14 protein-coding genes are annotated in these 15642 nt (G+C 46.1%); 1 reads left to right on the top strand and 13 read right to left on the bottom strand.

From position 1 onward, the window contains the following. Nucleotides 1-514: 514 nt before the first annotated feature. The 12 genes from NDA03_RS15975 to NDA03_RS15920 all read right to left on the bottom strand — a co-directional run bounded on the left by NDA03_RS15975 (nt 515) and on the right by NDA03_RS15920 (nt 13605). Entirely contained in the window at nt 515-1207 is a 693-nt protein-coding gene (locus NDA03_RS15975; RefSeq protein WP_348238560.1) for a PEP-CTERM sorting domain-containing protein, read from the bottom strand. A 619-nt stretch (nt 1208-1826) separates the two neighbouring features. After that, nucleotides 1827-2129, bottom strand: a complete 303-nt coding sequence (locus NDA03_RS15970) for a hypothetical protein (protein WP_190674794.1) — start codon at nt 2127-2129, stop codon at nt 1827-1829. 694 nt (nt 2130-2823) lie between these two features. Beyond that, the gene (locus NDA03_RS15965; protein ID WP_348238559.1) at nt 2824-4404 is read right to left on the bottom strand and encodes a PKD domain-containing protein; all 1581 of its coding nucleotides are present in this window, start codon (nt 4402-4404) and stop codon (nt 2824-2826) included. A 508-nt stretch (nt 4405-4912) separates the two neighbouring features. Then, entirely contained in the window at nt 4913-5200 is a 288-nt protein-coding gene (gene minE, locus NDA03_RS15960; RefSeq protein WP_190426276.1) for a cell division topological specificity factor MinE, read from the bottom strand. Between the two features lie 20 nt (nt 5201-5220). Further along, nucleotides 5221-6027, bottom strand: a complete 807-nt coding sequence (minD, locus tag NDA03_RS15955) for a septum site-determining protein MinD (RefSeq protein ID WP_190411646.1) — start codon at nt 6025-6027, stop codon at nt 5221-5223. 298 nt (nt 6028-6325) lie between these two features. After that, on the bottom strand, nt 6326-7126 hold the full coding sequence (minC, locus tag NDA03_RS15950) for a septum site-determining protein MinC (RefSeq protein WP_190432437.1): 801 nt from the start codon (nt 7124-7126) through the stop codon (nt 6326-6328). A gap of 125 nt (nt 7127-7251) precedes the next feature. Next, nucleotides 7252-8577 carry a four-carbon acid sugar kinase family protein gene (locus NDA03_RS15945; protein WP_348238558.1) on the bottom strand — a complete coding sequence of 442 codons (1326 nt, stop codon included), beginning with the start codon at nt 8575-8577 and terminating at the stop codon, nt 7252-7254. 234 nt (nt 8578-8811) lie between these two features. After that, entirely contained in the window at nt 8812-9207 is a 396-nt protein-coding gene (locus NDA03_RS15940) for a type II toxin-antitoxin system VapC family toxin (RefSeq protein WP_348238557.1), read from the bottom strand. 13 nt (nt 9208-9220) lie between these two features. Beyond that, the gene (locus tag NDA03_RS15935; protein WP_348238556.1) at nt 9221-9481 is read right to left on the bottom strand and encodes a hypothetical protein; all 261 of its coding nucleotides are present in this window, start codon (nt 9479-9481) and stop codon (nt 9221-9223) included. A gap of 163 nt (nt 9482-9644) precedes the next feature. Further along, a complete protein-coding gene (locus NDA03_RS15930; RefSeq protein WP_348238555.1) occupies nt 9645-10520 on the bottom strand; it encodes a protein kinase family protein in 876 nt (291 codons plus the stop codon). 79 nt (nt 10521-10599) lie between these two features. Next, nucleotides 10600-12813 carry a phosphoketolase gene (locus NDA03_RS15925; protein ID WP_348238554.1) on the bottom strand — a complete coding sequence of 738 codons (2214 nt, stop codon included), beginning with the start codon at nt 12811-12813 and terminating at the stop codon, nt 10600-10602. 357 nt (nt 12814-13170) lie between these two features. Then, nucleotides 13171-13605 (bottom strand): ATP-binding protein, encoded by a 435-nt coding sequence (locus tag NDA03_RS15920; RefSeq protein ID WP_190411642.1) that lies wholly within the window; start codon nt 13603-13605, stop codon nt 13171-13173. Nucleotides 13606-14078: 473 nt separating this feature from the next. Between NDA03_RS15920 and NDA03_RS15915 the strand changes: the two genes are divergently transcribed. Then, on the top strand, nt 14079-15218 hold the full coding sequence (locus NDA03_RS15915; protein WP_190674806.1) for a SpoIIE family protein phosphatase: 1140 nt from the start codon (nt 14079-14081) through the stop codon (nt 15216-15218). 70 nt (nt 15219-15288) lie between these two features. Here the strand turns inward: NDA03_RS15915 and NDA03_RS15910 are convergent, their stop codons facing one another. Further along, complete coding sequence (locus NDA03_RS15910; RefSeq protein WP_190411640.1) at nt 15289-15609, bottom strand: STAS domain-containing protein; 321 nt, start codon at nt 15607-15609, stop codon at nt 15289-15291. Between the last annotated feature and the right edge of the window lie 33 nt (nt 15610-15642).

The following is a 15642-nucleotide window of genomic DNA, read 5'->3' as shown; positions in this document are numbered from 1 at the left end:
TTTCGGACAGCGATGTCTTTCCGTTTTATGGAGTGGGTGAACGCTAATCGAGATGTATTCTCAGCCTATAAAGCTGCTTTGGGTTTTATTTGGGCTTGAAATCTGTTTAAGTCCCGCTAACTACTCCAGTGCTTTTCCCTAATCTTCACCAAAAATATATATCTTTAGATAGGTAACTTCTGACTGAATACCAGTGTGAATGTGCAAGCTTGGCAGACTGTACAAGGTTTTCAGCTGTACTCAAACGTAGAAAAAGATGCTGAGGCTGTGTGAAGTTTAAGGAAAGGTTTTATGTTGAAGAGCGCACGTTGCTGACGATAGTGTACACCAGAGCGTTGCGCTGAAAGAGTCAGTTCGCACCTGGTTCATACACGCAGAAGAAGCGATCGCTCTGGTAGGGACACTCGAATTCAACATCCCTTCTCAAAAAAACTGCCGTGCCTCCGGATGGAAGACACAGCAGTTCTCAATATTGGTTTTAGATTCACTTGGGCCTGTTTTCCTAAACTTTGTTTTACTGTTGTTTCCGCAATAGCCACGAAACGGAACCTAACGCACCAAACGCTAATATACTCAAGCCAAAAGAGGATTCAGGAACAGCCGCAACTGTACGGGATGCCAGACGAAACTCAGCCATGCCAAACCCATGAGCAGCACCGTTCGAGAGATCAGTAATTTTGATGGTGGAAAGCAAATCTCCCTCAGTGGCGTAGAACCCAAAATACTTAGCACCTGACAAACCACTGACTTTCTGCAATAGGGTTGTCGAGGTACCATTCATACCCGTTACGGCGATGTCGAATAAGCCAAAGAGGTTTGGCTCCACATATAAATCAAATGCACTAATACCGCCAGGCAGTGTAATCGTCGTGGTTAAGACATTCCAGCCGCTAAAATATACCTCCCCGGTGTAGCCATGACTCCAGGTTGTCCAACCGGAATTAATATTTATTTTCTGAACCTGGGGGCTGAAGGTCAAATCGCCCAAGGGCGAGGAGAGAGTCGAGAGAATCGAAAACTCTGGTAGGGAACTATTTTCTACCTGAACCATATTGAAACCCAGCTTAGATAGGGCATTTGACCCTGTTGCCCATGACGCTGAATCATCCACTGCGAGAATTGCCGCTTTGAGGGGGGGTGCATTCGCGCACATCCCTCCCACGGAGAAACAGGCTACTCCAGCAGCAGTCATAGATAGTTTTTTCATAAAACTCAAGGCACTCATAAAACTTTTTTCTAAAAAAGTGAATATTGACTGTATAGGTTGCCCGTTCGGATTGAGGGAATCTTGAGGATTTCGTGGCGATCGCAAGTCCAAGCACCGGCAAGGATGACTAATGAGGATTTCGGTTACTCTCAGATAGAATCAATCGCTACAGATGAATTTTGAAGGTTTTGTCTCAACCGTTCGTCAAAGCCGCTCTGGATATAACTTTTTACAACTTCGTGCCTATACAGTTAAATGTTGATAACCGTATATTCTCTGACGTGCCAATATCACTGTTGTTTCAATAAAACCTACAAAGCTCCTTGTGTCTTTGTATACTTTTAAAAATCAAAATTTTGTTGTACATATTTCTGTGCAAAGTCTGGCATATTTTTTGAATAGATTACCAGTACCTTTCGATAATCTTTATTGAAACAATATATTAAAATCGCTAATTTGAATCAAAATCGGAAGCCGAAATCAGCCCTCAGACTGAATTTATATGACTCGGTTAATGCTAAATCGTAAAAAATTATACGCAGGCTTCATGAATTTTTAATAAAGGCTCGCTGTTGAGAATAGGAGTTTAATAGCCTTTCACCGCGATCGCCCTGCAACTTTACTTTCTAGAGGCGATCGCATCGGGTTTTAGGGATGCAGAACGCTGATTTGGCGCTGATTTGGCGCTTTTTCGGCTCGCGCCGTGCAGATACTCCCCAATCCGCCATAAACTACGCAAAGTCGTTATTGGATATCCCCCACCCCCCCTTAAATAAGAGGCTTTGACGAAATTTTCTCCTTTGAAAAAGAGGTTTGGGGAGAGCAGCCAAATCATTGCGGCATAGGCTAACTGCAAAGTAGCTGCTTTGCAGCTAGGGTGTTGGATGTAACGTGAAGTAGCAAATAGTATTGCCCAATACACCTCTCATCTCTGGGAACAATTGCGATGCCTTCCAAGGAAGATCCGGCAATTGCTAATTTTTCCTTGCAGTTAGTTAAGGATGTTTATCCCTAGCTTTCTGTTCCCATTTTCGCTTCAGCATTTCATTGTGATTATTAGCACTAATCACCCATCCCCTGAATGCAGAATCTGGTTCTCCAGACACTTCCTAAACCTGTGGATTCCACGTCATCCCATTTTGAACTTTAGATTTGGGATTATTGATTTGGAAATGCCGCTTGATAGGCAGTTTCAGAGATTCAAACCATACAAGGGTCGCACCAAATATATGACTTTCCCACATGGTTGCTACCTAGCCATTTGAAAAGCTACTGTACGATTTGTAACTGAAATTTTTCCCTTTTTTAGTCCTACATAAACTTATATGGAATTTCCCGTTTATAAATTGGGGAGAAGCAATATGCTCCTAGCATTCGCTTCGCTACGCACATTTAGGAAGACTCCACCCCAATCTAAAGGGGTCCTGCTTCCCTTTCCCTTTCGCTCACGGTGGTTGAGGGTGTTAAGTTTGCTGTATCCAAATTGGGTTGGAGCCGTTCAGATGCGTAGCGAAGCGGATGCTAGGAGCATATCGCTTTTTGACAAAATTTTTATCTAGATATGAGAAATCAGCAGGTTGGGCTGTGCCAACCTGCCTAACCAAGAAGCTAATTTTTTAGGGATGTTTGCGCTTGCGGATAGCACCCGCACCAACAGCACCAAACGCCAATAGAGCGATCGCACTCGAAGGTTCGGGGACGTGTTCAACCGTCACATCAAAAGCACTGAAAGCAAATCCACCATCGCCATCAGAGACTCTCAAGGCAACGGTATAAGTCCCGCTATTGCTAAAAGCCCACTGCCCCGCTGTGCCAGTGAAGTCATCAAAAACGCCATCATTATTGATGTCCCAATCAAAGCTGAGCAGATCCAGGATGCCCGGATCGGTTGCGGTAGCAGCAAAATCAAACTTCTGGTTTTCTAAAACCGTGAGTGCTGAAGTGATGCTAGTAATGGTGGGGGCAACGTTCTCAACCGTCACGTTAAAACCACCGTTAGCATACCCGCCATCGCCATCTGAGACTTGCAACCCGATCGGGTTGAAACCTTCATCGGCAAAGGAAGATTGCCCGTTGGGTCCAGTGAAGTTATCAAACAGACCGTTGTTATCTAAGTCCCAATTGTAGGTGAGAACATCATAGATTCCCGGATCGGTTGCGGTGCCATCAAAATTAAAGCGATCGCCTTCTTTAATGGTTAAATTTGGGGTCAGGCTAGTGATGGTGGGGGCAACATTCAGAACCGTCAGCGTTCGAGTGACGGGTACACTATTCTCACCTCGACTATCCTGTGCTTGCGCCGTTAAGGCAAAACTTCCCTCATCTGCATAAGTCCCTAAGGGTACGGACAATGCACGGACTCCTGAAGTATTTGGATCGCTACCAACGACATTCCCATTTAGCAAGAAGGCGATCGAGTCGGGATCGGGATCGGTCGCATACAGTATCGGCGATACCGATTGACCCTCATAAATTGTGTAATTGTCGAAACTTAGAACCGGCGCGATGTTTGGAGGTGGCGGTGGTGGTGGCGGTGGTGGTGACGGTGGCGGCGGTGGTGGCGGTGGTGGTGGCGGTGGTGGTGGTTCTAAGGGCTTCACTGGATCGGCGGTGGTGCCGCTATCCGTATCGGCGATAAACCGCATTGTCCCGTTAAATCCGCCGTTCCAGGACATCGAAAGTGCCCCAAATAAGTCGCCTTTTGAAATGTCAATCGGGACTGAGTAGGCATAGGCAGAGGGAGATTGCCCTGATAGTACCTGGAATTCCCAACCCTCTGCTGACCCAGGCGTATTCTGAGGGCCATCTAAATAAGGATAAGTATCAAAAACGGCATTTCCAGGAATTGCATTGATTAGCAGTGAGGCAATAGGGCTGACGCCGGAGTTGGTTAATCTCCAGCCGTATGCACCATAGTCTGGATCGTAACCGTATGTGTTACCCGCTTGGGTGAGAGACCAGCCACTCCCAAATGCGCCGCCCGAAATAGAATCTGTGACCCCCCAAGTTGCCGTTTGGGAAGTTCCATCCAGGAAACCAACTGTAATCTGCATCCCACTCATCATGTTTCCGGTCGTTGCATAACCGGAGAGAGTGGTTGCTAGGGAGGGTGCGGCTGTTCCCAAAGCGATACAGGTGGAAGCGATACAGGTGGTCGCAATACCGGCTGATAGATGTTTCCACAAAGAGGTAGTCATTAAACCGGCTCATCCTCAAAAGTAGATATTTTAATGCTGCAACGGGTTTTCTCGATGCCCTAATCAACCGACTCCTGAAAAGCTCTTTTTTTGTGGAAAAAGAGTTTTAAATGCTGGAGTGATTCTCTTTTTATTGTTAAAGGCAACCCATAAATTTCCTATCCACCCACAGCAGTAAAAACAGCCAATCCGTTTAAGTTTGGCTTTAGAGAGAGGATTAAGTTAGATGACAAATTAGACCAATTCGCCCTAAGTTTGCATGATAACTTAGTTTGCTCTTAGGAGATAGGAGAGCATAAAAGGCTGAAAAAGAAGCTGATTTATTTTAGTTTCAAGAAATAAAAATAGGATTAAAAACTTGGTGAAGGCATTGATAGGATGAGTGCCCCCCTCCCGCAGATGTCAGGAAGTTCCTATGCACAGTAGCGAACTGACTCTTTCAGCGCGAGGCTAACGCCTCGCTTCGCATGAGCGCGATCGCATTGAGCGCATTCAGGAGCGATCACTATTATGTATCCCCAGGCTCCGCATCTGCTTTGACCCGCCGGATGGGCAAATTGGCAATCAATGCCGTTGCCCGTTGGTTACTTTCTAGAGAAAACTCCAACCCCTCTGCCTCGATTTCGACATAGCGAGAGACGACTTCCAGGATTTCCTTCCGCATTGACTCCACCATCTCTGGTGTTAAATCAGCTCGATCGTGGGCAATGACCAATTGCAGGCGGCGCTTGACTTCCGCGCGGCTGTTGTCAGCACTAATGCGAGGAAAAAGTCGTTCTAAAAGTTCGCTAATCATGGATCGGGCAGATGTGAAGGTTAGATAATCTTAGACCACAATAATTTTCGGATGCGAGAAAAGAAGTTATCATTCCCAGCATCCAAATTCAGAAACTCAATTGGCTCCCCTTCTAGGCGGCGGGCAATGTTGAAAAATGCCGTTCCCGGTAGGGTGGGATTTTCAGCCAGTACCAGAGGTTCGCCCCGATTGGTGGAGACAATGACCCGCTCATCGTCAGGAATCACACCAATTAAAGGAATGGCGAGAAGTTCCTGCACATCTTCTACCGACATCATGTCATTGGCTTGCACCATTGCCGGTCGAATGCGGTTGACGATCAGGTGGGCACGCTTAATGTTTTGGGCTTCTAGTAAGCCGACAACCCGGTCAGCATCCCGCACGGCGGCAATTTCTGGCGTTGTCACAATCAAGGCTTCCTGGGCGGCAGCGATCGCATTCTTGAAGCCCATCTCAATCCCCGCCGGAGAGTCAATCAAGACATATTCGTACTTCGCAGCTAATTCATTAACCAGCTGTTTCATCTGATCTGGGCTGATTGACTCCTTGGTTCGGGTTTGGGCAGCGGGTAATAATACCAATCCCGGTTGCCGCTTATCTTTCACCAATGCTTGATCTAACCGACATTCGCCTGCCAAGACTTCAACCGCCGTGTAGACAATCCGATTTTCCAGCCCCAGCAGCAAATCCAAATTTCTCAAGCCAAAATCTGCATCGACTAGAGCAACTTGACGCCCCGCCCTAGCTAAAGCCATACCTAAATTTGCCGTTACGGTGGTTTTCCCCACCCCTCCTTTGCCGGAGGAAATCACAATAATGCGACTCATGTTGAAAAGTTCTTAGCTTCGTTTTAGTGCGTGAATGTATAGGGGCGAGTTTAATCGAATTGTCTATTCTCCCACAGCTATGCCTCGTAAATTCGCCCTTGAGAGAGTTTTGATTTTGGCGTTTTAAATTAGGTTAATCAATTATTTTTGAGTTTTTTTGTTTTGAGTTCAGTATATACTTACTCCTCAAAAATAATAATGCCTTCACTTAAAACTAGCGCCAAACTGAGGGCAGGCACCGAGTAGACACTGCCCTTACAACCCCTACAGAACTTATCACTCGCCCTAGATTGCCTCTTTAACGTCCAACCCCCATCGATAAAGACTGAGTTTTAGAAAACTCAGTCGTTCTAGCGATCCGAATTCCTTCCGGCGTTACGTAGGCAACTTCCGGATAAAATTGAGCGGGTGGATTTTCCGGTGCCCTCGCCAGATAATCAGCGATTCGCAGTTGGGTGGGTTCCATCTGTAGCGCCATAATTAAACACTCTTGATTGCCCTCGGCACCAGCATGAGCAATCCCGCGCAGACGTCCCCACACTAAGATATCGCCGGATGCGATGATGCTGCCGCCCGGATTCACTTCTCCCAGGATAATGACAGTACCGGGATGACGAATTTCCACTCCCGAACGCACGGTCGTTTGCACATATAGGGGTTCAGCTAATACAGTCGTTGGCGGCGAAGGCGGTTGATTGAGGGGGGAAACCGGAGGTGCCTGTTCCACCGAGTAACCGGCTGCTGCTGCCGCAACAGCAGTTTGACGGCGACTGGTGTAGACACGCTTGAGTTGCAACCGATCTTCGGCAAGGGCATCTGCGATCGCTTGCAGCTGGCGTCCATCTAATAAGCGATCTTTTGCCACCAAATGCACCTCTGTATTCGGCTGCCAGAAGCGTTCACCGGCATTGAGGCGCTGCTTCAGCTGTTGCCAAAGGTCAGACCAGCTAGCCGTGGTGGGTGTCTCCGCTTCTGGGGGCAAAATTAATGTCAGCCACCTCTGGTCGCTTTTGATGCGGACTTGTTCGTGGCAATTTACTTCCCCTGTATTTTCGGGAACAACTGAAACAGCGATTGGAACGGACGAATCAGAAGTCATGGACGAAAAGCCTGACCTGGGCGGATTGACTAATTATCCATGATATAGGCAAGCGGCATCAGGGCAAGGAGACAAGAGGGCAACAGGAGAACTTCTTATCCCTCAACCTTCAACCTTCCTGATGACTAACGATGCTGGCTCAGACGCCGATAAACCGTGGCTAATCCATCCGCATCCCCCACGTTGCCGGGAAACAGCACCACGGGCAAATTGGGAAATTGGGGATGATTCTCTGGAGTCCGTACCATCGAACATCCGGCCAAAATTTGACCGAGTAACCGCGCTGAGGTTAACGCCAAACCTGTACTCAGAACATCATTAGAAGTAATGCCGCCTTTGCTGATGAGAAACCCAATATTTGCAGGTAAACCCTGTACGATATCCATCAACAAAGCAGAAACATCTTCCCCAAACAGTAACCGCGTTTGCACATCCTTAAAAGTAAGTTCTTTGCGGCTAGTGTAAACTACAGGCGTTTTCCCCGAATTGTACGCTGCATGAACTTTTTCCAAAGTTTCCTTAAGGAGACTTTCTAACCCAGTGACAGAATCATCAAGTAAACGTTCAATCTCTACTTCAATGCCAACTGTACCCAGTTCTTTTAGCAGTTGTTCTAGCTGTTGTGTCGTCTTTTTGACATGAGAACCGACAATCACTGCGCCCGGTTTGCCTTCCCGCACATATTGCGCCATATCTTCTGCGGCTACAGGTTGCGGAGGCAAAGCAGCCAAGGCGGTTAAGATACTGGCAGCACTGCGAAATAGGAAGCGTTTTCCCTGACTGGCTGCTGCTAGAATATCTTCTGCAAAGCGGTTTAAATCTGCTTGAATTTCCCCATCTACGACGCCGCACCGATTGCCACTGAGGTTCATCAGCCGTTCCAAACTTCCAGCCCGAATATCTGCAAGTAAAAAGCGTTCTACTTCGTTAGCTGGAATTCTATCCTTTGTCTTTTCTTCCACATAATCAGGCAAATAACTATGGTGGTAGCCAAAGACTGAATCGCGGGCAAACTCAGTTTCATGAACAGGTGTCGGATCGCCGTCAATTATCAGATAATGTACGCTGTCGCGGGTCACTCGTCCCCCCTCGAAGAAGGCAGGAACCAGGAAATGAGCATCAAAGGAACCCAATTCTTCTGCAATCACATCCGTTTCGACTGGGTAATGTCCGCGCAGAGTGGAGTCAGAACGACTGACAATTAGAAAGTCATGGATGTTTGATTGGGTAATGGCTTCCTTCAAGTTATGGCAAGCTTCTCTAGTAACCTTTGCCGCTTCTTCTGGAGTCAGCGCCCTCGTATTCGTCAGTACAAAGAAAATCGGTGACTCGTCCGCCAACCCCAACCGCAAGGTATCTACATCCCAGCGCGTCAGCAGCAAGCAGCCGTGAACCGTCTGAGAACCAGTAGGGTCATCATCAAGGACAATAATTTTTGGTTTGGTTGTCATGCTAAATCCGAACGCTGCCCCTATAATTTTCTCATCTCTTTCTGCACGCTGACTCCAATCTCCAACGCTTCAAATTCGTGACAGGAAGTTTCAATTTATTAGTATAGGCGATCGCCTGTACTAATTCGTTTTGCTAGAAGGATGCGATCGCTCTTTTATAACCCATCACCTTCATGTACTAGACCGAGTGAATGATGATAGCAATCGCCTTAAAATTAAGTTAAATATTTATAGCTAAATCCAGTTTTCTAACTGTAGTCCCGGAATGCGCTCATAGTGACGAGTGTTATTAGTAACTAAAATATAACCTTCTGCAAGCGCAACACTAGCAATTAGCAAGTCAAAATCAGCAACGGGTCGTCCTATCCTGCGAAATTCCGCCTTAAATTCTCCAAAGCATCTGAGAGCAGTATCATTTAAAGGTAAAACAGGTAACTGTTGAATAAATATTTCTGCACGAGCTAGATTTTCTACGACTCGATTGGAATTGTATGCACCATAGTACAACTCCGCAGCGGTAATGACACAAATGCCAATCTCACCCCATCCTACTGCCAAGAGTCTATCTCTAACTGACTGACGACCATTGAGCCAATAGATACAAATGTCAGTATCGAGTAAATAGTTCACTGCTTATTTTTGACTATTCAGATAAAGTCCGACTGCCATAGATATCGTCAATTATTTCTTCTGTGGTACGTGTATCTTCCCAAGTTCCAAATGTTTCCAAAAAGGCTTCGGGTGGATTTTCCGCCTGTCCTGTTTCAACTTGCACCTCTTCGTCTTTTATCCTAAGTGTTTCTTGTTTGAGAACCTGCTGAACAATTTTGACGATCATACCTTCTAAGTCAGCTACCGTAAAAAGACTAGTAGGCTGGCTTGACTCTGATTTAGAGTTTTCCATAAAAACCAGATTGACTCCTTTTGAATCTAAAACTATTCTAGTGATTGCCTACAATAAATTTAATTTTGAGGAGGGCACTCTTTTCCAACCATTGCCTTCTCACCCAGTCAGGTGTGTGAAGGCAATAGAGAATTTTCTACAGCCAACTCGTTCTTTATTACTGCTACAAATCGCTTGCCTGTGATATTTCACGCCAAAACTCTAGTGCTGTTTGGGTTCGATCTTTAACGTGTCTACGTAGTGCTTTTGCTATAGCAACTCCATAGGGTGAATTAATGTTCTCACCTAATTCACGTGGTCTACCTTCACATATCTCTTGATGTGTAAATTGTGGCACATTGCCAAGAATTAAACTTAATAACAATAATCCTGTGTGATATATATCGACCTGTCGCCCAATCCGACCAAATTCCTCTGGATTAAGAAATTCCGGCGGTAACATCCATTCTGCGAGTATTGTATTAAATATGTTAATGTCGCTCTCTAATCTACTTATTCCCAAATCCCCTATTTTGAAAAGATAAATAGGCTTTTTATCCGCTATCATTTTATCTTTTACTTGAGAGATAAAAACATTGCCAGGATGTATGTCTTTGTGAACATAACCTTCGCTAGAAATAAATTCAACTGCTTGCAAAATATCTCGTGCCACGTAGGGCAACCAAATATTCCTGTCTTCTTGTGGCAGTTCTATAAGCTCTTTTAGTGTACCGAAACAGCGTTCAATTATTAGGTAAAATGTATTATTGCACTCAAAAGCATCATAAACATAAGTGATGTTTGGATGCCTTAAATGAACCAAATTATATAGTTCATGAAGCCAGTGTTTCTGAACCTCTTTATATGTCTGATTTTTAGGTACAACTACTTTTGCTACAAGTTCATTTCCCAATTCATCTTCACATTCGTATACCTTTCCAAAAGACCCTTGCCCAATCTTCTTACCGATAAAGTATGAATACCCATTATGTTGAATGACATCGCCATGCTTAGGAGGAGAAAAAACCTTTGGTAGTTGAAAATTAGGTCGATTAATCATTACTTTTTAACCCTCATCATTCAAACCACTATGATAGCAAACCCCCACCTAGAAACTAGGCAGGGGCATCACTTCCAACTTAATGCACTAACTCAATCGCGCGTTTCGTTAACGCTTCGGCAGTTAATCCATTAAATGCCATCAATTCACCCGCACTCGCTGTCGTTTCGCCACGCTTCCAGGCGAAAGTATCGCGCTTGCAGTTACTCCGCAGCATGATGGGTTCTAGCATCCCAGAAGCGCCACCTGTGACGCCAACTAAAGCATCACCATTAAATAGTTTGGCAAAGCCAGCATCGTCCAAGAAGCCGCCATCAGATTCGGAACAGGTATCCCAGGAGACATCATGGGGACGATACAAGCGGCGGGGATTAACAATCGAGACAATCCGCGCGCCAATTCCTTCGGTTTCTAAAAACGCAGCGGCTTCAAAGACTGGCATCAGCGTCATATCGCCAATCACGGCAAACACCACCATCTTGTCACCGGGGATTTCATGCAGCACAATGGCACCGTCGCGCAACCCTTGGCGAGTTTGTTCAAAAGTCGTGCGAATCGGTAGCGGTGACTTGCTGGCAGTAATCACAATTCCCTTATTCTTCGTTGTCAGCGCCCATTCGTAGCAGACTTGGATACTATTCGCATCGGGGGGAAACAGGGGGAAAACGTTGCCATTCCGCATCATGGCGGCGAAATACGCTTCAATTTCCGGACGTTGGTGCGTCCAACCGTTGCGCCCTTGTTCCAATGCTCCAGCAGTGTATAAAGTAATCGTAGAGGGAGTGGGACGGCGTAATTCTGCCATCGCTTGCGTTACGGTTTGCCAAATCGGTAAGCCGTTGATGGCAAAGGATTCGTAGGAACACCAGAGAGTTCTAGCACCCATGAGGCATAAGCCAACCGCTAACCCGGCACAAGCGTCTTCACTCAGGGGTTCGTAAACTTGCCCTTGGGGTGTTTGATTGTAGAGATCGTCCACTGTGGGGTGGATAATCTTGAGGGCTTGGTTAATATTGGCAATCCCAGAAGCTTCGTTGCCATCGGCGTTGGTAACGAGGAAATTGCGATCGCTTTCTCCCACTTTCCCCACCAAACGCCCCATTGCTGTCGTTGACACCTTTGCCTCGCCACCGACAGAATATTCTTCCAAGGGCAATTCACCCAAGTCTGGCAACGGTAACTCAAATTCTGTCACAACCGTCTTAGAGGCAGGGCCACCACCAGCGCGTTCGCAATTCGTCCGCACCAATTCCCACGCCGCAGATGATAAGGCGCGTGTTTTCAAAGCGTTGGAGATGTGGGCACTATCCAGGGTGTCTTTAGGATAGAGGTTGTGGGATTTTGCGCCTTTGGCGTGGACACCAGCACCCTTGAGCTGTTTAATAATCAGTACGGTGAGTTTGCCGCCGAGTGCAGATTTCGCTGCTTTATCTACTGCCAGTAGCACCGCTTTGGTGAATTCCAGACGCTTCTCGAAGGAAAAGGCTGTGCTATCAACATAATCTCCTGGCTGATTTTGATCGTCGAAGTCTTTGGCGTTAATTAAGACAACTTCTTCAAACCCATTGCCACGCCAGTAACCGATCATCTGCTCGTTGGATTTGGTGGACACCATGCTATGGTGTTCCTGGCTGTAGCCGTTCCAAACCAGTACGGGCAAGAAATTCGTGGCTTCGGGATAGGCGGTGTGGAAGTGTCCCATCCCACTCATAATGTAGGGTTCGCCTAAGCCTCCGTCGCCGAGGGTGAAGGGGAAAAGCTTGTCGCGATGCAGCTTTGCTGCTGCCATTGCGAAGTGTTGCCCTTGTCCCAAGGGGCCAGCGGGTGCGAGAATGCCCGGAATGTAGCCGGAGAGGTGTCCTAAGAGTCCGTGTTTTTCCCGGAAGCGATCGCGCAATTGCTGCACGGTCGTGATTCCCATGTCCTCTAGCGACCGATCCAAGAACATGGCACTATAAAATCCGGGGGCGTGATGCCCGACTTCGGTGATGATATTCTTGTAACCGAGCATAACCAATGCGGCATACGCTTCCGCTTGACTCGCAAAACCGCCAGGGTGCCCAGACGCCTTACTTGCAGTGACTTGCAGGGTCAAATAGCGTAAAGCATCTGCATACAATAAAGTTTGGAAGACAGCAGCCGGATCGGTGGGAGATGCGATGCTTGGCTTACCTTCTTCTATGGCAGGAGATTTTCCAGCCGTCTCAAATCCTGGCAAATTCTCGCCAAAATATTGAATTCCATCGCAAAAAGCAGGCGTCGCTAACATCGCCTCTTGAGTCGGTGCGGTCATAATCTCAGATTCCTCTTGTAAATTAAGTGCGCGAGAAGCTAAAAACGTAAAATGGCGTTGGCTTCCCGTAGGGTAGGTTCGTCAGCAGTGCTAGGATTGCGCGATCGCTACTCGCACCCATCCCATTGCTCGCTCTGTTGTATGGTTATTTCAGCCGGTAGGCGCTCATCAACCCAAAAACCGTTTTCCTGAAGACATTCGTACTCCAGACGCTAAGAAGTCCGTCCTTCAGCCAACTCCTAGCCTCTTAACCCTCGATCCTACAGCCTTCTAGGTCTATAAATCTCTTTTCTTTCTCCAGTTGTGAAGATTAAAATCTTATTAGAAATTAAACTTCTACTTATCTTTGTGTGAAATTCAATCAGAGGCTAACAAATTAGAATAATTTTTTACAACTAACAGGCAATTCCGGTTGTCAGTGCGGGTATAACTCAGATAGTCCGCGATTTTTTGTAAAATGGCGATACCCCGCCCCCCCGTGGCATTCTTGCTGATCTCCTCTGGTTTTTTAAGGCGGGCTTCTAAATTAAAAGGCGGTCCTTGATCCCAAATTCTGATTTCTAAACATTCCGAAAACAAATTAACTTCAATATCAATTGGAACATCTGAAGTTTTGCCTTTGTGGGCATGACGAACTGCGTTAGTAAAGCCTTCGGCCAAAGCTAATTGGCACTGTAGCCAAACTTTTTTAGGAATCTCAGGTTGATTTAAACCTTCAAACCATGACAAAACACCATCTAACGCCTTGAGGTCGCTGGAAACTTGTACAGAGATTTTTTTGATGAGTTTCAACTGTTCAAAGCCTTTTTAATCAACGACACTGAAACTTTGTATTAAACATCGGCACAAATTAGAGAGAATCCAGTCTAGCCTATAGGTAATCGTTGCGATCGCAATGAATTTTCTGGTTAGTGGGCAGCGTGCCACTTTCTCATTAGCCTCATGAATGGGTGGCATGAGTGAAGAAGTCGGAGGTGCTTAGACTGGAAGTATTGATAGCTTTGGGCGTAGAACTTGCTAGATTTGGTGATGACGGCTCTCAAAATATCTACATGAGCATTTTCGATCGCAGTAACAATGTTGATCATCATAATGCGAGTCAGTAACGAGTGGAAAGCCTAGATAACTTCGAGCAACCGATGACTATACTTGTTTATGATTGGGCATATTTTCGGTGAAGTTTAGCGATCTTCACACTTGCCTCAGGTGTCATCCTTCAGTTTTAACTGCCTTCCATCTTAAGCGACCTGTAGTCCCTCTATCTCATGGTTCAAGTTCTGATTATTGATGATGACCCGGCGATTCAGCTATTGCTCAAAAGAACGCTAAAAAGCGAGGGTTATGAGTTAACCGTCGCCAGCGATGGCGAAGCCGGTTTGACCCTAGCGCAAAAGTTACGACCCGCACTGGTAATTTGCGATTGGATCATGCCGCGCATGAACGGACTGGAAGTGTGCCGTCAGGTCAAGGCAACCGCAGAACTTTCAACAACTTTCTTTATTTTGCTGACATCGATGGGTTCCGTCGAGGATCGGGTGAAAGGGCTGGATGCTGGGGCAGATGATTTTTTGTGCAAGCCCATCGATATGTATGAGTTGAAGGCGCGAGTGCGCGCAGGCTTGAGGTTACACCAACTCAGCCACGACTTGCAGCACCAAAAACTGCTGTTGGAGGCGGAATTAGCAGAAGCAGCCGAGTATGTGTGTTCCATCCTTCCTTCTCCGCTGACCTCACCTCCTGTAACCATTGATTCTCGTTTTGTTCCTTCCCGCCAATTAGGAGGGGATGGCTTTGATTATTACTGGCTAGATCCAGATCATTTAGCGATTTATCTGCTAGATGTCGCCGGACATGGATTGCGGGCTGCTTTACCGTCTCTTTCTGTAATGAACTTACTCAAAAGCCAAGCCCTTCCTAAAATTAATTACTATGAGCCTAGCGATGTCCTGAAGGCGTTGAATGAAACGTTCCAGATGACTCAGCGAAATGATAAATATTTCACTATCTGGTACGGAGTCTATAACCGAGTTAAGCGCACCCTAGTTTACGCCAGTGCTGGGCATCCACCGGCAGTTTTAATCTCTGCAAACTCGAATTTAGTAACCCAAGTCAAACGCTTAAAAACCCCAGGGTTGCCAGTTGGGATGTTTCCTGATGCTGAATTTATGGATGGTAGCTGCGAGGTGGAAAAATCCAGCACACTTTACATTTTCAGTGATGGGATTTATGAAATTAACCAACCAGATGGCACGATTTGGGGTCTTGATGCATTCATCGAGCTGCTGACGGAGTTTCCGAAAAATCATCAGAATAATCTAGATGGGATAGTGAATTCTGTTCAAGATAAGAATCCAAAAGACTATTTTGACGATGATTTATCGTTGCTGCAAATCAACTTTGATTAGTCAACTGCTAAGTGCTAATTGCTAAGTGCTAATTGTCGATCGCGATTAGCCATTAGCGATTAGCCATTAGCTATTGACTAATCGCGTTATTAAATTCTTCACGATTCGGAAAGATTTCAAAGACGCGATCCATACTGGTCAGTTCAAATAACATTCTTACTTGCTCATTAATCGAGCAAATAAAGAGTTTACCACCGGCGGCGCGAACAGTTTTGAGTGCAAGCACTAGCGCCCCCAACCCAGAACTATCCATAAAGGTAACGTCCTTAAAGTCAATTAACACCATATTGCCTCCGTTTTCAACAATATCGCTAATTTCTTGACGAAACTGAGTCGCCTTCATACCGTCTAAAATGCCAGAGGGTTGAACAATTTTGACAACAGGATTCATATTCTGTAGTGCTGACCCGTTCCAAGACGATGT

Source organism: Trichocoleus sp. Lan (assembly GCF_039961855.1).
Taxonomy (GTDB): Bacteria; Cyanobacteriota; Cyanobacteriia; order Cyanobacteriales; family FACHB-T130; genus FACHB-T130.
The sequence above is the reverse complement of the archived record's forward strand: the minus strand, read 5'-3'. Positions and strand labels throughout refer to the sequence as shown.